At 59.9% G+C, this 20,416-nt stretch carries 20 protein-coding genes; 12 read left to right on the plus strand and 8 right to left on the minus strand.

Features of this window, described 5'->3' with window-relative positions:
• Positions 1-15 precede the first annotated feature (15 nt).
• The 3 genes from polA to ACMVPR_RS19085 are packed head-to-tail and all read left to right on the plus strand — an operon-like array spanning position 16 to position 4,627.
• Positions 16-2,817, plus strand: a complete 2,802-nt coding sequence (gene polA, locus ACMVPR_RS19075; RefSeq protein WP_416884162.1) for a DNA polymerase I — start codon at positions 16-18, stop codon at positions 2,815-2,817.
• Between the two features lie 58 nt (positions 2,818-2,875).
• The gene (locus ACMVPR_RS19080; RefSeq protein ID WP_416884163.1) at positions 2,876-3,433 is read left to right on the plus strand and encodes a YdeI/OmpD-associated family protein; all 558 of its coding nucleotides are present in this window, start codon (positions 2,876-2,878) and stop codon (positions 3,431-3,433) included.
• An 18-nt stretch (positions 3,434-3,451) separates the two neighbouring features.
• Complete coding sequence (locus tag ACMVPR_RS19085) at positions 3,452-4,627, plus strand: winged helix-turn-helix domain-containing protein (RefSeq protein ID WP_416884164.1); 1,176 nt, start codon at positions 3,452-3,454, stop codon at positions 4,625-4,627.
• A gap of 11 nt (positions 4,628-4,638) precedes the next feature.
• On the opposite strand, the gene ACMVPR_RS19090 is transcribed toward ACMVPR_RS19085, so the two are convergent.
• The 3 genes from ACMVPR_RS19090 to ACMVPR_RS19100 are packed head-to-tail and all read right to left on the minus strand — an operon-like array spanning position 4,639 to position 7,131.
• Positions 4,639-5,631 carry an adenosine kinase gene (locus tag ACMVPR_RS19090; protein WP_416884165.1) on the minus strand — a complete coding sequence of 331 codons (993 nt, stop codon included), beginning with the start codon at positions 5,629-5,631 and terminating at the stop codon, positions 4,639-4,641.
• A complete protein-coding gene (gene nth, locus ACMVPR_RS19095) occupies positions 5,628-6,272 on the minus strand; it encodes an endonuclease III (RefSeq protein WP_416884166.1) in 645 nt (214 codons plus the stop codon). The genes ACMVPR_RS19090 and nth overlap by 4 nt, the downstream gene beginning before the upstream one ends.
• 49 nt (positions 6,273-6,321) lie before the next feature.
• Entirely contained in the window at positions 6,322-7,131 is an 810-nt protein-coding gene (locus tag ACMVPR_RS19100; protein WP_416884167.1) for a GNAT family N-acetyltransferase, read from the minus strand.
• 120 nt (positions 7,132-7,251) lie between these two features.
• Here ACMVPR_RS19100 and ACMVPR_RS19105 point away from each other — a divergent pair, with 120 nt between their 5' ends.
• From ACMVPR_RS19105 to ACMVPR_RS19115, 3 genes are all read left to right on the plus strand, one after another.
• Positions 7,252-8,097 (plus strand): methylated-DNA--[protein]-cysteine S-methyltransferase, encoded by an 846-nt coding sequence (locus ACMVPR_RS19105; RefSeq protein WP_416884168.1) that lies wholly within the window; start codon positions 7,252-7,254, stop codon positions 8,095-8,097.
• A 115-nt stretch (positions 8,098-8,212) separates the two neighbouring features.
• Entirely contained in the window at positions 8,213-8,881 is a 669-nt protein-coding gene (locus ACMVPR_RS19110; RefSeq protein WP_300580379.1) for an OmpA family protein, read from the plus strand.
• A 129-nt stretch (positions 8,882-9,010) separates the two neighbouring features.
• On the plus strand, positions 9,011-9,565 hold the full coding sequence (locus ACMVPR_RS19115; protein ID WP_416884169.1) for an NADPH-dependent FMN reductase: 555 nt from the start codon (positions 9,011-9,013) through the stop codon (positions 9,563-9,565).
• Here the strand turns inward: ACMVPR_RS19115 and ACMVPR_RS19120 are convergent, their stop codons facing one another.
• Positions 9,566-10,255 carry a sugar transferase gene (locus tag ACMVPR_RS19120; protein ID WP_416884170.1) on the minus strand — a complete coding sequence of 230 codons (690 nt, stop codon included), beginning with the start codon at positions 10,253-10,255 and terminating at the stop codon, positions 9,566-9,568.
• 912 nt (positions 10,256-11,167) lie between these two features.
• On the opposite strand from ACMVPR_RS19120, the gene ACMVPR_RS19125 reads away from it, so the two are divergent.
• The 6 genes from ACMVPR_RS19125 to ACMVPR_RS19150 all read left to right on the plus strand — a co-directional run bounded on the left by ACMVPR_RS19125 (position 11,168) and on the right by ACMVPR_RS19150 (position 14,929).
• Positions 11,168-11,782, plus strand: a complete 615-nt coding sequence (locus tag ACMVPR_RS19125; protein WP_416884171.1) for a ribonuclease D — start codon at positions 11,168-11,170, stop codon at positions 11,780-11,782.
• 17 nt (positions 11,783-11,799) lie between these two features.
• On the plus strand, positions 11,800-12,393 hold the full coding sequence (locus ACMVPR_RS19130) for a hypothetical protein (RefSeq protein ID WP_300585382.1): 594 nt from the start codon (positions 11,800-11,802) through the stop codon (positions 12,391-12,393).
• Positions 12,393-12,875, plus strand: a complete 483-nt coding sequence (lptA, locus tag ACMVPR_RS19135; RefSeq protein ID WP_292268656.1) for a lipopolysaccharide transport periplasmic protein LptA — start codon at positions 12,393-12,395, stop codon at positions 12,873-12,875. The genes ACMVPR_RS19130 and lptA overlap by 1 nt, the downstream gene beginning before the upstream one ends.
• Positions 12,875-13,633, plus strand: coding sequence for an LPS export ABC transporter ATP-binding protein (gene lptB / locus ACMVPR_RS19140; RefSeq protein WP_292268650.1), 759 nt, complete (start codon positions 12,875-12,877; stop codon positions 13,631-13,633). Before lptA ends, lptB begins: the two co-directional genes overlap by 1 nt.
• 225 nt (positions 13,634-13,858) lie before the next feature.
• The gene (hpf, locus tag ACMVPR_RS19145; protein ID WP_300585387.1) at positions 13,859-14,422 is read left to right on the plus strand and encodes a ribosome hibernation-promoting factor, HPF/YfiA family; all 564 of its coding nucleotides are present in this window, start codon (positions 13,859-13,861) and stop codon (positions 14,420-14,422) included.
• A 42-nt stretch (positions 14,423-14,464) separates the two neighbouring features.
• Positions 14,465-14,929 carry a PTS sugar transporter subunit IIA gene (locus ACMVPR_RS19150; RefSeq protein ID WP_416884172.1) on the plus strand — a complete coding sequence of 155 codons (465 nt, stop codon included), beginning with the start codon at positions 14,465-14,467 and terminating at the stop codon, positions 14,927-14,929.
• Between the two features lie 14 nt (positions 14,930-14,943).
• On the opposite strand, the gene ACMVPR_RS19155 is transcribed toward ACMVPR_RS19150, so the two are convergent.
• From ACMVPR_RS19155 to ACMVPR_RS19170, 4 genes are all read right to left on the minus strand, one after another.
• Positions 14,944-16,377 (minus strand): sulfotransferase family 2 domain-containing protein, encoded by a 1,434-nt coding sequence (locus ACMVPR_RS19155; protein ID WP_416884173.1) that lies wholly within the window; start codon positions 16,375-16,377, stop codon positions 14,944-14,946.
• 3 nt (positions 16,378-16,380) lie between these two features.
• Entirely contained in the window at positions 16,381-18,087 is a 1,707-nt protein-coding gene (locus tag ACMVPR_RS19160; RefSeq protein WP_416884174.1) for a beta-1,6-N-acetylglucosaminyltransferase, read from the minus strand.
• Positions 18,084-19,070 carry a glycosyltransferase family 2 protein gene (locus ACMVPR_RS19165; protein WP_416884175.1) on the minus strand — a complete coding sequence of 329 codons (987 nt, stop codon included), beginning with the start codon at positions 19,068-19,070 and terminating at the stop codon, positions 18,084-18,086. The genes ACMVPR_RS19160 and ACMVPR_RS19165 overlap by 4 nt, the downstream gene beginning before the upstream one ends.
• 67 nt (positions 19,071-19,137) lie before the next feature.
• Entirely contained in the window at positions 19,138-20,355 is a 1,218-nt protein-coding gene (locus tag ACMVPR_RS19170; protein ID WP_416884176.1) for a glycosyltransferase, read from the minus strand.
• Between the last annotated feature and the right edge of the window lie 61 nt (positions 20,356-20,416).

Genomic DNA, 20,416 nt, shown 5'->3' on the forward strand with positions numbered 1-20,416 from the left:
ATGGGGACGCGCGACATGGCATTCGGCAAAGGACATCACCTTCACCTGATCGACGGGTCAGCCTTCATTTTTCGCGCCTACCATGCGCTGCCGCCACTCACGCGCAAATCCGACGGTCTGCCCATCGGGGCGGTCAGCGGCTTTTGCAACATGCTGCAGCGCTATGTCGAAGGGAATGCCGGGTCGGATGTGACCCATGTGGCGGTGATCTTTGACAAGGGCAGCCACACGTTCCGCAATGATATGTACGATCAGTACAAGGCCAACCGCGAGGCGATGCCCGAAGACCTGCGCCCACAGATCCCGCTGACCCGCCGCGCGACCGAGGCGTTCAACATCGCCTGCGAAGAGTTGGAGGGATACGAGGCGGATGACATCATCGCCACGCTGGCCGTGCAGGCGCGCAAGGCCGGGGGGCGCGTGACGATCATCAGCTCCGACAAGGACCTGATGCAGTTGGTGGGCGAGGGGGTCGAGATGTTCGACGCCATGAAGAACCGCACCATCGACCGCGAGGGGGTGTTCGAGAAATTTGGCGTTTACCCCGAACGCGTGGTCGATGTGCAGGCGCTTGCTGGCGACAGTGTCGACAACGTGCCCGGCGCGCCGGGGATCGGGATCAAGACGGCGGCGCTGCTGATCAACGAGTTTGGATCGCTGGAAGAACTGTTGGACCGGGCAGGCGAGATCAAGCAACCCAAGCGTCGCGACACCCTGATCGAAAAGCGCGAACAGATTGAATTGTCAAAGAAGCTGGTTCTGCTGGACGAGAACACACCCCTGACCTTTACCCTCGACGATCTTGAGGTCCGCGAACCCGATCCGGACAAGCTGATGGCGTTTCTGGCCGAGATGGAGTTCCGCACGCTCACCAAACGCATCGCCGAGGCGCTCAAGGTCGATGCGCCGGCCATTCCCGATACGACACCCGAGGGGTCCAACCCTCCGTCCGGCGATGCCCCCGAACTGCCAAAGATGGACACGGCGAATTACGAGTGTGTGCGCGATCTGTCAGCACTTCAGAGCTGGATCGACGCGGCCAACGAAAAAGGCTGGGTGGCCTTTGATACGGAAACCACCTCGCTCGATGAAATGACCGCCGAACTGGTCGGCGTGTCTCTGTGCGTGGAGCCGGGTAAGGCCTGCTACGTGCCATTGGGCCACAAAGCGGACGGCGGTGAGGGCCTCTTCGGGTCCGACGATCTGGCCGAGGGGCAGATCCCGATGGACGCCGCGCTGGCTGCGCTGAAACCGCTGCTCGAAGACCCGGCGGTGATGAAGATCGGCCAGAACATGAAATACGACGCCAAGATCATGGCGCGTCTGGGGATTCATGTCGCGCCCATCGACGACACGATGCTCATGTCCTACGCGATGAACGCGGGGCTGCATGGACACGGTATGGACACGCTGGCCGAACGCTATCTGGGCCACACGCCCATCCCGATCAAGGATCTGCTGGGCAGTGGCAAAAGCCAGATCACCTTTGACCGCGTGCCGATCGACAAGGCCGTGCCCTATGCGGCCGAGGATGCAGAGGTCACCTTGCGCCTGTGGCAGATGTTCAAACCACAGCTTCACAAGACCAAGGTCACCCGCGTTTACGAAGGCATGGAACGCCCGCTGGTGCCGGTGCTGGCCGAGATGGAGATGGCCGGGATCAAGGTCGACCGGGACACGCTCAGCCGCATGTCCAACGCGTTCAGCCAGAAGATGGCGGGGCTCGAGGACGAGATTTACGAGCTGGTCGGTCGCAAGTTCAATGTAGGCTCACCCAAGCAATTGGGTGAGATCTTGTTCGACGAGATGGGGCTGGATGGCGGCAAACGTGGCAAGACCGGAGCCTATGCCACGGGTGCCGATGTGCTGGAGGATTTGGCCACCGAGCACGAACTGCCGCGGCGGGTGCTCGACTGGCGGCAGTTGAGCAAGCTGAAATCGACCTATACTGACGCCTTGCAGGACCATATCAATCGCGAAACAGGGCGCGTTCACACCTCCTATTCCATCGCCGGGGCCAACACCGGTCGTCTGGCCTCGACTGATCCGAACCTTCAGAACATTCCGATCCGCACCGAGGAAGGCCGCCGCATCCGCGAGGCATTTGTGGCTGAAGAGGGCAAAACGCTGGTGGCGCTGGACTACAGCCAGATCGAACTGCGGATCCTTGCCCATATCGCGGATATTCAGGCGCTGAAGGACGCGTTCAAAGAGGGGCAGGACATTCACGCCGCCACCGCGTCGGAAATGTTCAACGTGCCGCTTGAGGATATGACGCCCGATGTGCGCCGACAGGCGAAAGCGATCAACTTTGGTGTGATCTACGGGATCAGCGGTTTCGGACTTGCTCGCAACCTGCGCATCCCACGGGCCGAGGCGCAGGGCTTCATCGACCGTTATTTCGAACGGTTCCCGGGCATCAAGGCCTACATGGACGACACCACGGCCTTCGCGCAGAAACACAACCGTGTGGAAACCCTGTTTGGTCGCGTCATCCATACGCCAGAGATCAACGCCAAAGGCCCGCGCGCCGGGTTCGCCAAACGCGCGGCGATCAACGCGCCCATTCAGGGCACGGCGGCGGACATCATCCGCCGGGCGATGATCCGCATGCCGGAGGCGATCAAGGCGCTGCCCGCCAAGATGCTGCTGCAGGTGCATGACGAATTGCTCTTCGAGGTGGATCAGGGCGCCGAGGAGGATCTGATCAAGGTCGCGCGCGAGGTGATGGAAGGCGCTGCCGATCCGGTGGTCCATCTGACGGTGCCCCTGATCGCCGACGCAGGGCAGGGCAAGAACTGGGCTGAGGCGCATTGATGCGGGGAAGAGATTTCGAAATCTCTTCCCAAGGCTCTTGCAAGAGCCTTACGCGCCCATGACAGAGGTCGAGGTCAAATCCCGCGCCGAGCTGCGCGCGTGGCTGGCCGAGAACCACACAAGGACCGAGGGCGTCTGGCTGGTCGTCTACAAGAAACACACCGACCACTACTTGCCGTGGGGGGATGCGGTTTCTGAACTCCTGTGCTGGGGATGGGTCGACAGTGTCACGCGTAAGGTGGACGCGGACCGCTCGTCTTACCGCATCGCGCCGCGCAACCCCAAATCCGCATGGTCGGCGGTCAACAAGGCCAAGGTCGAGGAAATCCGCGCCGCGGGATTGATGACACCCGCCGGTGAAGCGCTGATCGCGGCGGCGCAGGCAAATGGCATGTGGGATTTCCTTGACGATGTGGAGCGGCTGGAACGGCCCGACGATCTCACCGCCGCGCTGGGCGATCTTGTTCCAGTTTGGGACGACTACCCGAAATCGGTCAAACGCGGCACTTTGGAATGGATCAAGACCGCCAAGACCGAGGCAACGCGCAGGAAACGGATTGCCGATGTCGTCAGTTCGGCTCAGTCAGGTCTCCGCCCCAGCCCGTTCCGCCGATAACCTGCTGTTGGAGATGATGTGACCGCCCTAAGAATACCGAACCGGACCGCGCGACAGCTTTGGCTTGCCACAAACGGGCTGGGGCAGTCACCGACCGGTCCGCTTGATCTGGGCGCGCTGATCCAAGACCTGGGTTTTGTGCAACTCGACACGATCCAGGTCGTGTCACGCGCCCATCACCATATCCTCTGGAGCCGCAACCAGACCTACCGCGAACCGATGCTGAACCGGCATCTGGCACAGGATCGCGGCGTGTTCGAGCATTTCACCCATGACGCCTCTGTCCTGCCGATGGCGTTTCTGCCGATGTGGCAGCGGCAATTCAGACGGATGCGGGACAAGGTCAGCCGGTCGTCGTGGTATGGCAAACATCTGGCCGACGATCATCTGGACCACATCCGCCGCCGGATCACGCAGGAAGGGGCACTGTCGACGCATGATTTCGACACCAAGATCGAAGGCGCGCGCGAGATGTGGAAACGTCCGCCGCACAAGATCGGGCTCGATTATCTGTGGTATGCCGGAGAGTTGGCGACCTGCCACCGTGACGGGTTCACCAAGTATTACGATCTGGCCGAGCGGGTCTTTCCCGAAGACCTGCGCAGCCAGGATGTGCCGGATCAGGAACAGATCGACTGGCTCTGCCATGCGGCTTTGGACCGGATCGCAGTCGGTACTCAGGGCGAAATCCGAAAGTTCTGGGACGCGACCGAGGTGTCAGAAGTGGCCGATTGGGCGGAGCGGTCTGCCTCCTCACTGGTGCCAGTGCAGATCGAGTCTGCCGAAGGGGGCTGGACCACGGCACTCGCCGCTCCGGACATAGAAGAGCGGCTGGCCGGGCTGACGCCGCCCACGTCGCGGCTGCGCATCCTCAATCCGTTTGATCCGGCAATCCGCGACCGGGTGCGGCTCAAGCGCCTCTTCGGGTTTGACTACACGGTCGAGATGTTCGTGCCTGCCGCCAAGCGGGTCTGGGGCTACTACATCTATCCGCTGCTTGAGGCCGACCGCTTTGTCGGGCGGATCGAGGCCAAGGCGGATCGCAAGCAGGACAGGCTCACGGTCCAGAACCTTTGGTGGGAACCGGGTGTTCGGGTGACAGCGCAGCGGCAGGCCAAGCTGGAAAGCGAACTGGTCCGGCTGGCCCGATTGGCGGATGTGTCAGAGATCGTGTGGCAGGTGCCAGCCCGGTAACGCCCACCAGATCAGATCAGCCCGGCCGCCTTGAACAGGTCTTGCAGCTTGGCTTCCGGCCTCGGCCCGATATGAGAAATCACCTCGGCCGCCGCAACGCAGCCCATACGTCCCGCGGTTTCCATGTCGCGCCCCGTGGCGAGGCCATAAAGGAACCCGGCAGCGAACTGATCACCCGCGCCCGTGGCATCAACCGGCACAACCTTTTCGACAGGGATGTCAAAACGTGCGCCGTCGCGGATGATCGACACACCGTCACCCGACCGGGTGCAGACCACCAGCGGACAGATCGCGGCAACGGCGGCCAGATCCGCCTCAAGATCGTTATTCTGATAAAGCGACATGATCTCGGCCTCGTTGCCGATCACGTAGTCCATTTCGTTCTCGATCAGATTGAGGAAATCGTCGCGGTGACGTTCGACGCAGAACGGATCGGAAATGGCGATCCCGGCTTTGCCTCCTGCCGCACGGCAGGTGCGGGCGGTGCGGATGAACGCGTCTTTGCCTTTGTCCTTGTCGAAAAGATAACCTTCAAGGAACACCACCTCGGCCTCAGCCGCCACATCTTCGGACACGTCTTCGGGCCCCAGTTCAGCCGAGATGCCCAGATAGGTGTTCATCGACCGCTCCCCATCGGGCGAGACAAAGATCATCGACCGCGAAGTCGGCAATTCACCGCCCGGCGCGGGCGGGTTCACGAAAGCGGTCCCGTCCTTTTCCATCGCATCGGCGTAGAACCGACCCAGAGCATCATCATGCACCCGTCCGATAAAGGCCGTACGCAGGCCCAGATTGCCCAGACCGGCCAGCGTGTTGGCGACCGACCCGCCCGGCGTCTGTGTCCGTTCTTTCATGGCGGCATAGAGCGTTTCGCCGCGTTCGCGTTCAACGAGCTGCATGATGCCTTTCTGGATTCCCATCAGGTCCAGAAACGTGTCTTCGGCGCGGGCGATCACATCGACAATGGCGTTGCCGATGCCGACGATCTGATATTTTTTGGTCATTCTGTCTTGTCCTCGAATGGGCAGAGATCGCGGATCACGCAGACGCCGCATTTGGGTTTCCGGGCCACACAGGTGTAGCGCCCGTGCAGGATCAGCCAGTGATGGGCATGATGCTGAAAATCTACCGGGATGTGGTCTTCGATGGCACGCTCCACGGCGACCACATCTTTGCCGGGGCAGATGCCGGTGCGGTTGCCGACGCGGAAGATGTGCGTATCGACCGCCTGACTGGGATGCCCCCACCACATGTTCAGAACCACGTTTGCGGTCTTGCGACCCACACCCGGCAGGCTTTCCAGTGCGGCGCGGGAGTTGGGCACTTCGCCGCCATATTGATCTACAAGGATCTGGCTGAGCTTGATGACGTTCTTGGCCTTATTGCGATACAGGCCGATTGTCTTGATGTGCTCGATCACACCCTCTTCGCCAAGAGCCAGCATTTTTTCCGGCGTGTCGGCGATCTTGAACAATTCGCGGGTGGCTTTGTTCACCCCCACGTCGGTCGCCTGCGCCGACAGCGCGACGGCAACGACCAGCGTGTAGGCGTTGACGTGCTCAAGCTCCCCCTTGGGTTCGGGGTCCACCGCCTGAAAGCGGGTAAAGATCTCGCGGATCGTGTGGTAATCGAGTTGTTTTGCCATCGCCGCCTTATGGCCGGGGGCGGGCACGGCCTGCAACGGAAAATTCACGTTACTTGGTCACACGCCCCCCGGCCATCAGCACCGGATCAATGGCCAGCACGACGTGATAGGGCGACGGCCCAAAGCCAAGCTGCGTGCAAAGCGCCTCGGATGGGGTGTTGCCGGTGCGGATACCAGTGAAGAATTCGGTCATGCCGTGCCGCCGGTTCATCTCGTCCAACACCACCGAACCGAGGCGGCTGGCGATGCCCTCACCGCGCCGGTCGGGATGGGTGGACAGCATGCCCCACCAGCACAGACCCGGCCAGTCCGATGCGGGGTGGTACATCTCGACCGAGGCCGACGCGCCGACGATGCGCCCCGAAGGCTCTGCCACATAGGCGCAGACTGCGGGCCGCTCAAGGCCGCGCATGAACGGCCCAAGGGGCAACTGCACCTCACACATCTGCGTGACCGCATCGAGTCCGGCCATGATTTCTGTAGAGGTGTCCGGACCCACGAGGCCCAAAGTCAGGTCCTCGGCAAAGGGCCGGGCAGCCAGACGCGCGCGGGCCAGCTCTAGGGTTTCCGCGCTGCTGCGCCAATCCACGAAGCTGTCGGTTTTCAGCCCTTCGGCCTCCAGCGCTGCAAAGCGGGCGGCGACGTCCGCTGCATTTACATGCTCGCAGGCCGAGGCACCCATCTCGCGGGCCATGGCGATCTGGCGTGACAGTGGTCCAACCTCGGGCGACGCCAGTGCCAGCGCGCGGCCATGGGTGGCGATGGCGGGGTCGTCACGCAACTCCTGCCACTTTTCCCATACCCGCGCCTGCAGAGCCTGCGAGGATGGGGGGCCAAAGGTTTCAACGGTCTTGGTCATGATTCAGCATGGCATGGCCGGGCCGAGTTCCAAAGCCAAATTGCGCAAAGCGCAAAAACCGGGTCGCGGCGGGGTTGGTCTGCGAGATATGACTGGATCAGAGGACAAAGAGGTGACGCGATGCAGGTTCTGAACGAAGACACTCACGGCTATCATTTCCACGTCATGCGCCGTGCGCTGGATGTGATCGACGCCAGCGGACCTGCTGTATCGCTGGACGAACTTGCTTCGGAAATGAACATGAGCCCTGCGCATTTCCAGCGGGTGTTCTCGCGCTGGGTCGGTGTCAGCCCCAAACGCTATCAGCAATACCTCACGCTGGGCCACGCCAAGGCGCTGCTGGCCGAACGGTTCACAACGCTCGAAACTGCGCACGAGGCTGGTTTGTCCGGGGGCGGGCGTCTGCACGACCTTTTTCTGCGCTGGGAGGCGATGAGTCCGGGCGACTTTGCCCGCAAAGGCGAAGGTTTGACGATCTACTGGGGCTGGTTCGACAGCCCGTTTGGACCTGCCTTGGTGATGGGCACCGACAAGGGCCTCTGCGGGATCGGCTTCGGCGCCGAATGCACCGAGGCCGAGGCGATGCAGGATTTGACCAGCCGCTGGCCCCTTGCCACCTATATCGAAGCGCCGGACAGGCTCGACCCTTGGGTCCGCGCCGCCTTTGGTCAGACCGAAGGTGATGTGCCACTCTTCATGATCGGCGCTCCATTCCAGATCAAGGTGTGGGAGGCGCTAATGCAGATCCCCTCGGGCCACGTCACCACCTATTCCGAGATTGCGGAATTCATCGGCCATCCCAAAGCCGTCCGCGCCGTGGGCACGGCAGTGGGGCGCAACCCGATCAGCTATCTGATCCCGTGCCACCGCGCCCTGCGCAAATCCGGCGGATTGGGCGGCTATCACTGGGGTTTGCCGGTCAAACGCAGCATCCTTGCCTGGGAATCCGCCCGCGTCGAAGCCTGAGCCTTGCGCGGAAATGTGCCGATTATTTCACGACATCGGGGAACTTTCTGTCTATGTTATCGCATAGCAGTAAACGGACCCTTACAATCGGGCGCAGTTAGACGAGGCAAAACATATGACATTTCCCAGACTTTCCCTGACCACAGCGCTGTGCGGCGCCATCGCACTCTCAGCCTGTACCACAGGCACGTTCAACGATCCGAACGACCCCAATCGACAAGCCAAGCAAGGCGCGCTCATCGGCGCTGGTGCCGGTGCCGTTGTTGGTGCGCTGATGGGCAACGACCCCGAAGAACGGCGCCGCAATGCCGTTCTTGGTGCGGCCATTGGTGGCGGCGGCGGCGCGATCATCGGCAACCAGCTCGACAAGCAGGAGGCCGATCTTCGCGCGCAGATGGGCAACAGCAACGTGAACATCCGGAACACAGGCGACCGGCTCATCGTGACGCTGCCGCAGGATATCCTGTTCCCCACCGACAGCGCCACGCTGCGCCCTGACCTGCAGCGCGATCTGCGCACCGTCGGGCAAAGCCTTCTGGCCTACCCGGACACCACGGTTCAGGTCATCGGCCATACCGACAACACCGGCGATGCTGGCTACAACCTCAACCTGTCGCGAGAGCGTGCGCAATCGGTTGCGAACATCCTGATGAGCGAAGGCGTTCCGTCCTTCCGCATCCAGAGCATCGGACGCGGCGAAGACCAGCCGCTTGCCAGCAACCTGACACCGGAAGGCCGGGCGCAGAACCGTCGCGTCGAGATCGTGATCCTGCCGAACGCCTGATCGCGGCATCAGCCCAAGAAAAAGGCCCGCATCCCCGTGATGCGGGCCTTTTTGTTTCTGCATGGGGATGACGGCTTGCCATCCCGGATCGCTGCGCCAAGTGTCTGCGCAACAGATCAGGAGATAACCATGGCAGAATTGAAGCTTGTTGGCCTGTGCGGATCGCTCCGCAAAGCCTCGACAAACCGACTTCTCATGCTCGAAGCCGTCCGGCGGTTCGGGGATGCAGAGTTCGTCGAAGGCGATCTGCGCCTTCCTCTCTATGATGGGGACCTCGAAGCAAACTCTGGCATCCCGGCCGAAGTTCAGGCCCTTGCAGATCAGATCGCTGCGGCAGACGCCGTCATCGTGGCCACTCCTGAATACAACAAGGGCATTTCAGGTGTTCTCAAGAATGCGCTGGATTGGATCAGTCGGACCAAAGGCGCGCCTTGGGCCAATAAGCCGGTGGCGCTGATGTCCGCTGCGGCGGGTCGTGCAGGAGGGGAGCGGACGCAGAACATGGCGCGTCTCTGCCTGACGCCATTCCGGCCCTTGTTGATCACAGGGCCGGAAGTGATGGTCGCCGCGACGGCGCAGCAATGGGACGATCAGGGTCGGTTGATCAATGAACTGAATGCGAAGGCGCTGGATGAACTGATGCAGGTGCTGCGCCGTCACGCCTTGGCGCAGCACTCTGGTTGATCAGCAGCCGGTGCCCTTGGTCACGACGCTGACGGTCTTCAGCATCACCGACATGTCCTGCACAAAGTTGACCTTGCGCAGATATTCCGCGTCGTAGGTGGCGCGCTCGGCAAAGCTGCTCTCGTGGCGCACGGACACCTGCCAGAAGCCGGTGATGCCGGGACGCAGCGCGTAATAGGCCGAACCGGGGTACATCGATTGCTGATCCACCATCATCGGACGCGGACCAACCAGCGACATGTCGCCGATCAGCACGTTCCAAAGCTGCGGCAGCTCGTCGAGCGAGGTTTTGCGCAGGATTTGGCCGACTTTCGTGATCCGCGGGTCATGGCGAAGCTTCTGGTTGCGGTCCCATTCGATCCGGGCGGCGGGATTGGCGCGCAGGTAGTCCTCCAGCGCAGCGTCCGCGTTGGCCACCATTGTTCTCAGTTTCCACATCTTGAACGTCTTGCCGAAGCGGCCGATGCGAGACTGATGATAGAAGGGCGATCCGCCATCCCGTGCGATCAGGACCGCGCAGATACCCACCACCAGAAGAACAGCGGGGGCGGCCAGGATCACAAGTGTGATGTCCATGAAGCGCTTGAAATAGTCACGATAGAGGCTTGTTGGTTCGGCGGTCGAAAAGGCAGCGTTGACCAGTGTTTCGATTTTTGCGTGCGGACCCGGCTGGCGAATGTGAAGTGTCATTTATGACCCTGTTAACCCTACGTGTTTGGGCCGTTCACTGGGTACCAGCAGGCAAGAAAATATCGTTTGCTCACAGCGCGTTGCGATGAGCATGAGGCGGCGGACAACATGTCCGATCTTCAGATTTTCAGGCTATGTGGCAGATTTCAGCAGACGGACCCTTACACAACTCCCTAGTGGAAGCACCAACCCCCAAGTGCCTTGCGATAATGCGGCAGGATTGTGGCCTGCCAAAGCATGACCTCTTTATGACGATGCGCCTTATTTTGGTCAACTTTGGGAATGGGGGGAAACTTTGTCGTGTATTCCCAGAAACTTATCGCCTTAAACGTGTGCGTCTGGATGTATCCAATTTGGAAAGAATAGAGCCTGTCATCACAATTTTGACCCTCTGACTAAAATGGCAGAGTCCGCTGAAACAGAAGGGTCGCTGTCGGTAATCTGACACCCACTGTCTAAAGGTGGTCGTTCGAATTGGGTGGTACCCGTGTTCAAAAATGCTGCAGTTGCACGATTGACCTCACTTTCCGTCGCGTCACATCACCAGTTTTTACGACCGACAAGGATTGTTGACGTATTGACGACAGTTGGTGCGGCACGTCAATTCGTTTAAAGTATCAAGAATGTTGCCGTTCTGGAACCAGTTCCAAAAGGCGATTGTTTCAGTATTTGACCATGATCGAACCTCAAATGTGTCCTCGACACGCCAGCGTCGGTGCGATCACGAAGTGACATATACTGAAATATATTTGGTATAATTGAGGCTATCTAAAGACAGCTTGAGACACGAATGAGCCCGAATCATGTCCTAAATTTCAGAATCGGACGAAAGTGCGGCAGCTCTGCGCAGGTTGCGCCACAATCGGCTTAGGTCTATCTGCCCATGAGGTTCCATGAACAGGATGAAATGCGATGTCCCACAAAGTCCACCTCCGCGACCTTCCAGACGGTCTCGACCTCGGCCCGGAAGTCGCCATTGATTGCGAGACCATGGGGCTGCATCCGCACCGCGACCGCCTGTGTGTCGTGCAATTGTCCAGCGGTGACGGAACCGCGCATCTGGTGCAGATCGAAAAGGGTCAGACCTCGGCGCCCAATCTGGAAAAACTGCTGACCGATCCGACTGTGCTCAAGCTCTTTCACTTCGGGCGCTTTGACATTGCGGCGATGCAGAACGCGTTTGGCGTCACCACCGCGCCTGTCTTTTGCACCAAGATCGCAAGCCGGCTGGTCCGCACCTATACGGACCGTCACGGCCTCAAGGTGCTGTTGCAGGAACTCTTGGGCATCGACATTTCCAAACAACAGCAGTCCAGTGACTGGGGGTCCGAAACCCTGAGCCAGGCACAGGTCGAATATGCCGCCTCCGATGTGCTTTATCTGCACAAACTGCGGGACACGCTTCTGGCGATGCTGGAACGCGAAGGTCGGGCAGAACTGGCGCAGGCCTGTTTCGATTTCCTGCCCACGCGGGCGCAGCTTGATCTTGCCGGTTGGCCGGAAACCGACATTTTCGCCCATACCTGACCGCGCGGACATTTAAGATGTATTCGCGCCTGATCGCCTGGTTGAAGATCCTGCTTCCGCTGGGCGCGCTCGCGCTTCTGTCGACGATCTTTCTCTATGCGCGTGGTCCTGATCCCATCGCTGTCATTCCGGTGCTGACCGGGGGCGCCGATCCTACGCAGACAGAACAGATGGGCAGCCCTTTTTACGCCGGCACCACCGAAAACGGGCAGGGGCTCACCCTTGCCGCGCGACAGGCAAGGTTCAGCGATGCGGAAAATTCGGGGATGATTGCAGATGACCTGAGGGCGGTCATCGACGTGAGCGATGGAAACCGCATCGTGATTGATGCGACGGTCGGTCAGATGGAGGAAGGAGACCGCCTTTTGCTGCGTGACGGCGTCACTCTGGAAAGCAGTTCCGGCTATACCGTGCGCACAGACGGTCTGGATGCCGCGGTCGATCGGGTTGCCATCGAAAGCACCTCCGCGGTCGAGGCAGACGGTCCCGGCCTGACCCTATCGGCGGGAAAACTCCGGGTCGAAGAGATTGGCGATACTGCGGACATTCAGTTGCTGTTCACGGAGGGGGTAAAGCTGGTATACATCCCGCAACAGAACGGGGCTGAATGATGATCCGAACAGTGATAACCGTCATCGCGATGGGATGTGCAACGCTTGCGCAGGCGCAGGGGACATCTGTCGCCTTCGGCACGGTCCAGCAGGACACATCGCTCCCGGTCGAAGTCAGCGCAGACTCTCTGTCGGTCTCGCAGAACGACGGATCGGCGCTGTTTACCGGAAACGTCGTCATCGGTCAGGGCGAAATGCGCCTCTCCGCGCCGCGTGTTCTGGTCTTTTACACCCAGAACCAGAGCGGGGTCGAACGGCTCGAGGCGACAGGTGGCGTAACCCTCGTCAACGGCGATCAGGCTGCCGAAGCCGACACCGCCGAATACGAGGTCAATCGCGGCACGATCCGTATGCTGGGCAATGTGCTCTTGACGCAGGGCGCGAACACGCTTGTGTCCGACAGCATGGATGTCGATCTCGAAGCGGGGACCGCCCTGATGAACGGCCGTGTGCGGACGGTGTTCCAGTCGAGCGACAACTGATGGCTGGTCCGGCCCTCTCTGTCACCCAAGGGGAAAGCGGGCTTGTCGTCCGTCATCTGCGCAAAAGCTACAAGAAACGCGTGGTCATTCGGGATGTCTCGCTCGAGGTGCATCGCGGTGAAGTCGTCGCGCTGCTGGGCCCCAACGGCAGCGGCAAGACCACATCCTTTTATGCCATTGCAGGGCTGGTGAACCCCGAGGGCGGTCAGGTTCTGATCGACGGACAGGACGTCACCTATCTGCCCATGTATCGCCGCGCCCGCATGGGGATCGGATATCTGCCACAGGAGATGTCGATCTTCCGGGGCATGAGCGTCGAAGACAATATCAACGCCATTCTCGACATCAGCCAGCCGGACCGCCACAAACGGCGTGAACGTCTTGAAGAGTTGTTGGGCGAGTTTTCCATCGAACACTTGCGCCGTGCCCCGGCGCTTGCCTTGTCGGGCGGTGAACGGCGCCGCGTTGAAATCGCTCGCTGTCTCGCGGCCGATCCCAAGTATCTGCTGCTGGACGAACCCTTCGCCGGGGTCGACCCGATCAGCGTCGGAGACATCCGCCATCTGGTGGCCGATCTCAAGAAGCGCGGCATCGGTGTGCTCATCACCGATCACAACGTGCGCGAAACGCTCGAAATCGTGGATCGCGCCTATATCCTGCATGACGGTAAGGTTCTGATGTCCGGATCCCCGGACGAAGTTGTCCGCAACGAGAACGTCCGCAGGGTCTATCTGGGCGACAGTTTCCGCATCGGATAATTACAGTTTCATTTGACAGAAATGATTGACAGGTGGCTGTCACAGGATTGAAATGATCCTATGGCGTTTGAAGACACAGACCGTCAAATTCTGCCTTGCCTGCCTCCCCGGCTGGACAAAGAAACACAACGGTCAGAATGCCATTTCCTTTTTGCCAGCAAACGCGCCCTCCGGCTGAACCGGCGGCGTTTCGGTGCAAAACCAAAACAATAAAAAGGATATCCTATGCGTTACCAGATAACCGGCAAACAGATTGACGTTGGTGAGGCTCTCCAGACTCATGCGAAGACCGAACTGGACGCGATGCTGGGCAAGTATGCCGGTCGCCCGACCGACGCGACCGTTGTCTTCTCAAAGAGCGCCCATGAGTTTGTTTGTGAGGCAGTGATTCATCTGTCGACCGGTTTGAACGCCTCCGCCAAGGCGCATGCGACGGAAATCTACGCTGCGTTCGACGCGTGCTGCGAAAAGATGGACAAGCAGCTGCGCCGCTACAAACGGCGCCTGAAAGACCACCACAAGGACCGTACGGAACCTGTTGAACTTTTTGGGGCGTCCTCGTATATCCTCGCCAGCGAAGTTGATACGCATGACGACGAACCTGAATCATTGCAGCCCATAATCGTCGCAGAGATGGAAACCAAGATTCCGTCGCTGACCGTGGGTGAGGCGGTGATGCAGATGGAGTTGGCGGGGCTGCCAGTGTTGGTGTTCCGAAATGACAAAAAGGACGGTGTGAACGTCGTATATCGTCGGGAAGATGGAAACATCGGCTGGATCGATCCATAACGTAGGTATACGGGCCGGCAGCGTCCAAACAACGAGCAGTACATGAAATTTGCAGACCTGTTGAATCCCAAAGCCGTTAAGGCTGTGACCAGTGCATCCAGCAAGAAACGCTTGATGCATGATATCGCCGATATCGCAGAGTCGGCCTATGGCATCTCTGCTCAGCGTGCCGTTGAGGCGTTGCTCGAACGCGAAAGCCTTGGCCCGACAGGTGTGGGCCATGGCGTCGCCCTGCCACATGCCCGGCTTGATGGGGTCGAGGCGGTTGTGGGTGTGTTCATCCTTCTGGAAAAACCGCTCGATTTCGAAGCGATCGATCGTCAGCCGGTGGACGTGATCTTTGCGCTGTTCGCACCCGAGGATGCAGGCGTCGAACACCTCAAGGCGTTGGCGTTGGTATCGCGCACCCTCCGCGACAAGAGCTTCTGTGCAAAACTGCGGGCCAATCCCGATCCCGCCACGCTGCACACCATCATCACGGAAGCCGCTGCAGTTCAGGCAGCCTGACATCGCGCACCCGCTCAGGCGGGTGCGTTGAAATCCGAAAATCCGAACATCATGTAGTCGCGCGGGTAAGCGTCGCGGCACAGCTTGTCCAAGCCGCGCTCATGGATCGCGGCAAGACGTTCTGCATGCGGGTCTGTCACTCCCGTCCATTCGGGCACAGAGGTGAGACCCAGCGTCTCTGCAAACCGGGGCAGGGCAGAGGACAATTCGCTTTCCCGGAGCAGGCTGTCCGGAAGGCAGAATTCGGACATGCCCTGAAGGCAGGTCACCTGGCTGGCCCAATGCGCATCCACCCGGATACTGGTCTGACCGTTCAGGTTCGACCGCAGGAACGTCAAAAACCCTTCAAACGCCATCTTGTGGGCGCGCAGATCATATCCGGGATCGTTCGGATCATCCGGCAGATCGATTCCATGCGACCGCACAAGCTGCTGCCGGATCTTTGCGAAGCTTCCCGGTCCGGTGTTCAGGATCTTGTCGCAGAACGCGGCATGCGCGCGGGCCAGCGGGTGCCGCAGCACGGTAAAGCGATGATGTCCGGGATGATCCTGCAACCAGCTGCGCAGGGATTTCTGGTTGAAGTCGCTCACCAACTCTGACCCATCCCCGTCAAGTGCTGACATCCACGCCTTGACGGTCTGCTCCGGCCCCGACCGGATCGGCAGGTACATCAGCGGATGGCGTGCGCAGGCCACGTAGGACGGCACCACGGGGCCGCGTCTTGGTTCGAAATTGGGGGTGCGCGTCAGGTCGAAGCGATCCAGCGTCCGCAGGGCGACTTCCATCTGACTGTAATTCGCCACCTTGTCGGACAGAGGTTGCGGATTCTGCGGCTTGAGGTTGGTCTGAAACCCCTCTGGTTCCGCCGCAGCGCCCAGCCATCGGGCCAGACCGCTTAACACTTCGGTGTCATGCAGATCGTCATAGCCGATATAGAACGCACTTTGCCCCGTCACTTGCAGCGCGCGCATGATCTCGAGTTGAAACGCTTGGGTCCGGCCCAGATGGCGTTCGAACTCGTGCAGATCGAAATGCGCCTGCGCGTCCTTGCGGTTCTTGACGTTGGTCAGCTTCCACTGGTCCGTCGCGCGCGCGATCTTGAGGCTGATGTAACTGTCGAGCGGGTTGCGCGTCAGGACAATCTTGGCGCAGCGCGGATCCGAAAGGATCGGAGCAAGAACCCGGGGGTCATGGTCATGGAAATACCGAAACCCACCCAGCCCGTCCGTCTTGTCCCGGATCGTGCGCAGCAGACGGTCCGGATTGTCCTCGCGCTGTGACTGTGTGACACCCAGAATATCGGTGCTGTTGGGATAGCCGATGAAGTTCGGATTGAACGCCTCGCCGTGGCAGGTGATCCCGGCAATCTGGTTCAGGTAGTCTTCCAGCAGGTTGGAGCCGGTTCGCATTTCCGCAAAGACGACGAACAGATCAAATCCCGCAGCCACGTGTTACTTCTTCACCAGATAAGGGCGCGGGCGGTCCGCACCCCGAAACGGTGCTTGCGCGATTGGGTCGGCTGGAAAATCGCCCATGAGATAGGGATGCATCCCCTGGTTTTTCAGGTTTTGCAGGAATTGCCCGAACCCGGTCAGATCGACCATTTTCGGCGCCTCGGTCAGTCGCCGGGTGGGCTGCGTTCCGATTTCATCGACGATCACCTGGATCGCCTCCATCGGGCTTTCAATGAATTCCGCCATCGTCCAGATGCGCCGTCGGCATTTGGAATAGGGCGACCGCAGCGCATCCAGCATCTCGGTTTCGATCTTCTGCAACTGCGCCGCCTCGCGCCGCAATTCGGCAAAGCTCCGGTTCGACTGGAACAGCGGGATCGCCCACGCACCAGAGATGACCGAGACCTGCGCATTGGGATCCTTCGCAATATCCCAAACAACGTGCCGCGTGCTGCTTGGCCCAAGCTGGAAGCACTGGCGTTCACCGCGCGTGTTCCACAACAGGTTGGTCAGGAACATCTTGGTATCGTAGTCGCGCAGCGTCGCATTGTCCGACAGCGCGCCGTTCATCACTGTCTGACCATCGGCAAAATGCGCCCGGTCCGGGGCAAACAGATGCCCATGCACCCGCGCGCCCGTCACCTGTGCCAGCCACGGCTCAAAGTCAGAGAAAAGTTCGGTGAATCCCTGAAACACGGAATATTTGGCTGCAGTGACCCCGTTCTCCCAATCCTCATTGGGAAACCGGCTCTGCATGTAAAGCCCGGGCCGTCCGCGCGTCCGCCGATCCACCGCCTTGGCAAAGATGCGGTCGATCTTGCCGGGGTTGGGTTCCTGCAGGCTCAACTCCCCGGGTTTGGGACTCAGGAAAGTCTCGTACAGACGGTCGGCATTGTGCCAGATCTTGCGCGCCACAAAGCAATCCGACCGCCGCAGCAATTGCAGATGGTCGTCATAGAAGATGTGCGGTTTGCCCTGAAAATCGAACTTCGACAGGGTCAGCGACCGGCTGACGATGTTGGTGGAATAAAGCCGCGCGAGCGTCTGGAAATAGCTCTCATCGGGAATCCAGACATGGCGGAAATAGCGGTCATACACCTTGCGCTTGGGGTCTTCGAGGATCGACGCCAGCGTCTGCCGGGTCAGGCACCACCACTGGCTGCCCATATGCGGTGTCAGACCGTCCGGGATCTTGCGCTTGTATCCGACCTTGCGCTGCAATTCGACGAAGCGGTCGAACAGATACCGGTTGCGCCGCCACGAGAACGGGAACCGCATGGTAAACCGCTCTTCATCCAACCCACCCACGGTCCAGGGCACATCCGCTGTTGTCGCGCTTTCGATATGATCGGTGCGCGGACGCGCCTTGAGATAGTCGATCAATTCCTGAACCGGGCGAAGCGGCAGGCATGACCCGGACGTGAGGTAGACATGGCTCACCTCTTCGAACTCGGCCAGCATCAACTCGCTGGCATCCTGGCTCGCGGCCACCAGCCCCCATGTGCCCCAGTCGCAGCGATGCCGCCGCGAAAAACGCACCAAAGGATCATCGCTCAGCCGTTCGGTGAAAATCTTGTACCGCTTCGCCGACACCACCTGATCCACATGGATCACCACCGGACAGCCCGCCTTGGTCCAGTGCCGGGCCACCTGCTCGGCCCGGTGCAGCGCGGTGTGCGCCAGCATGACGATCCCGATGCTCATGCCCAGTTGCCCATCGACATGAGGCCCAGAATCTCAAGCTGTCGCCAGTTGATGTATTTCTCGGACCATTTGCACCAAAGTTCGGGATTGTCCTGCAGCGCATTGGCATAGGCCACGTATTCCAAGCTGCCCGCGTAATGCTCGCGGCGCTTGAGTTCTTCCATGGCCTTTTCGTTGAACGTGCTGATGAACTTGGTGTGGAGCAGCGCACCCGACGCTTTCTCCCCGCCCCATTCGTCGTAAACCTTGTTCAGACCGCGCGGCAAAAGCATGTGGGTCGAACTGGCATAGGCATACCGGTGATGCCATTTCACCAGCGGGATCTTGTTCAGCGCAGGTGCCGCTTCGGGGCGGTCGGCAAAGAACACACGCGCCCGCGGCCCCCCCTGAATCCAGAGATTGCCCAGAAGGTGATTGCGCTTCAGCGTGTAATTCCCGGAATCGAACCAAGCCGCGATTTCCAGCGGGTTCTGGCCCGCCTGATACGGTACGGCGTCGATCCGACCCTTGGGATACATGTCCAGCAACATCGCGCTGAACGACCGGATCGACGACGCGTCCAGCCAATCCGTCAGCGCGGGCAAGGGGCGCGAGTCGCAGAACGGGTAGACGAAGAATTCGTCTGGATCGACCGTCAGGCACCAATGCTCATGGCCGTAGCGCCGCAACAGCCAATTCATCCAGTCCATGCCGAACCGCGACCGCTTGTAGCTGTTGCGGCTGTGCCAGACAGACACATCCGGTTGCTGCGCCAGCAATTCGGCGGTGCCATCGGTGCTGTCGTTATCGACGAAAAAGAAATGGGAGATCCCCATCTCGCGGTAATATTTCAGGAAATAGGGCAGGCGAATGCCTTCGTTCCGCACGGTGCAGAACAGCAGGATATCGGTTTTCCGGATCAGATCGGTGCGATTGGATACAGGTTTCAGTTCGCGGCGTTTGCGAAACGCGCGGAACCTCCAGCGTTTGCGCTGAAGTCTCAAACCGTATCTTTGCACCACTCCCAAGAGTCAGCTGCCTGTCTTTGTGGACACACGCCACACGTAGGTATCAGAGTGATGTGAATAGTTGGTTGAAATGTTCCTGCCAAGTCGGGCTCTCTAAAGACATAACCCCGTACCTTTCACCGCTCTGATCCCGACGTCTTTGCGCCAGTTTTTCGATTTCTTGCCGCCAAAGGTAGCAATCCGATTCGCCTACGTAAATAGGCGCGTTGCCCAAGACTTCTTTGAAGACAGGCAAAGGGTTGCAAATGAGCGGCACTTTCAGCTGCACCGCCTCAAGAGCCGGGTATCCGAACCCTTCCGCCAGACTTGGGAATAGCAGGCCATTGCTGTCCCGAAGCAGTCCCCACATCTTTTCATCGGACTGGGCGGGCAATTCGTGAACATGCGCCGGCTTTCGGTCCAATCGCGCAAAAACGTCTTCATTCATCCAGCCACGGCGCCCACAGAGGATCAGATGCGGGTCATCATCGCCGATAAACGACTCCCAAATGTCCAGCAGGAAGCCGATATTCTTGCGCGGCTCGATCGTACCGATGGCCATGAAATAAGGTTTGCCGGTCCATGGCCCTAGAGGCGGTGGATCGACGCGAATTTCGGGCAATCCTGGAAGAAGAACGTGAACGGCGTCGGCTGTCAGCGTCCGGGCATGGCGCAGAATATGCGATCTGGTGTCTTGTGAATTGCAAAAGACAAGGTCGGCGTAATGATCGACCTTTGCAAAGAACGCCGCAAACGCCTGTCGGGATTTCGGGGTCTGAAACTCCGGCCAGTCAAGCGGGATGGTGTCATGGACATAGACCGCGATCCGCATCGCGTCGCAGTCCCGGAGCGCGTGAATGACGCGGTCGTTGAATTGGCTTTGCCCGACATTGAGATATAGCGTCCCGGCAGGCAGATGCCGTCTGAGCATTTTCGTCAACCGCGATGGCAAGGCCCGGTCCAAAGCGATCTTGCGCAATCCGCTCTCGGTTCTGGCCCGCCCCTTCTCAGAAGTCCCAGAGACCCATGACAGCACGTCGATCTCCGTCCAGAGAGGCTGATCGCAATGTAGCAGAAGCTGGCTGCACCCATCCTTGTCCAGCAACAGGAAACCCGTCTTGGTCCGGACCAGACCAAAAAGCGGCGCAGGGTCGTCGATGAGGTGGTCGATATAGGCGCGTTCGATCCTGTCTATGCCCGTCGGACGCATCCCGGCCCGACGCACCGTGCGGGTCACATCCAGAAGATGCGCTGCCGCAGGGTTACGGACGATGGTCTGCACAGGCCTGCGGATGGCATCGGCACTGGCGCATGACCAAAGCCGACGCGGTCTTACACCCGGG

The organism is Marivita sp. (assembly GCF_048006345.1).
Lineage (GTDB): Bacteria > Pseudomonadota > Alphaproteobacteria > Rhodobacterales > Rhodobacteraceae > Marivita.

What these genes read in the sequence shown, in the direction of transcription:
- polA (WP_416884162.1), top strand. Translation starts at nt 16, where the DNA reads ATGGCATTCGGCAAAGGACATCACCTTCACCTGATCGACGGGTCAGCC.
- ACMVPR_RS19080 (WP_416884163.1), top strand. Translation starts at nt 2,876, where the DNA reads ATGACAGAGGTCGAGGTCAAATCCCGCGCCGAGCTGCGCGCGTGGCTG.
- ACMVPR_RS19090 (WP_416884165.1), bottom strand. Translation starts at nt 5,631, where the DNA reads ATGACCAAAAAATATCAGATCGTCGGCATCGGCAACGCCATTGTCGAT.
- nth (WP_416884166.1), bottom strand. Translation starts at nt 6,272, where the DNA reads ATGGCAAAACAACTCGATTACCACACGATCCGCGAGATCTTTACCCGC.
- ACMVPR_RS19100 (WP_416884167.1), bottom strand. Translation starts at nt 7,131, where the DNA reads ATGACCAAGACCGTTGAAACCTTTGGCCCCCCATCCTCGCAGGCTCTG.
- ACMVPR_RS19105 (WP_416884168.1), top strand. Translation starts at nt 7,252, where the DNA reads ATGCAGGTTCTGAACGAAGACACTCACGGCTATCATTTCCACGTCATG.
- ACMVPR_RS19110 (WP_300580379.1), top strand. Translation starts at nt 8,213, where the DNA reads ATGACATTTCCCAGACTTTCCCTGACCACAGCGCTGTGCGGCGCCATC.
- ACMVPR_RS19115 (WP_416884169.1), top strand. Translation starts at nt 9,011, where the DNA reads ATGGCAGAATTGAAGCTTGTTGGCCTGTGCGGATCGCTCCGCAAAGCC.
- ACMVPR_RS19120 (WP_416884170.1), bottom strand. Translation starts at nt 10,255, where the DNA reads ATGACACTTCACATTCGCCAGCCGGGTCCGCACGCAAAAATCGAAACA.
- ACMVPR_RS19125 (WP_416884171.1), top strand. Translation starts at nt 11,168, where the DNA reads ATGTCCCACAAAGTCCACCTCCGCGACCTTCCAGACGGTCTCGACCTC.
- ACMVPR_RS19130 (WP_300585382.1), top strand. Translation starts at nt 11,800, where the DNA reads ATGTATTCGCGCCTGATCGCCTGGTTGAAGATCCTGCTTCCGCTGGGC.
- lptA (WP_292268656.1), top strand. Translation starts at nt 12,393, where the DNA reads ATGATCCGAACAGTGATAACCGTCATCGCGATGGGATGTGCAACGCTT.
- lptB (WP_292268650.1), top strand. Translation starts at nt 12,875, where the DNA reads ATGGCTGGTCCGGCCCTCTCTGTCACCCAAGGGGAAAGCGGGCTTGTC.
- hpf (WP_300585387.1), top strand. Translation starts at nt 13,859, where the DNA reads ATGCGTTACCAGATAACCGGCAAACAGATTGACGTTGGTGAGGCTCTC.
- ACMVPR_RS19150 (WP_416884172.1), top strand. Translation starts at nt 14,465, where the DNA reads ATGAAATTTGCAGACCTGTTGAATCCCAAAGCCGTTAAGGCTGTGACC.
- ACMVPR_RS19160 (WP_416884174.1), bottom strand. Translation starts at nt 18,087, where the DNA reads ATGAGCATCGGGATCGTCATGCTGGCGCACACCGCGCTGCACCGGGCC.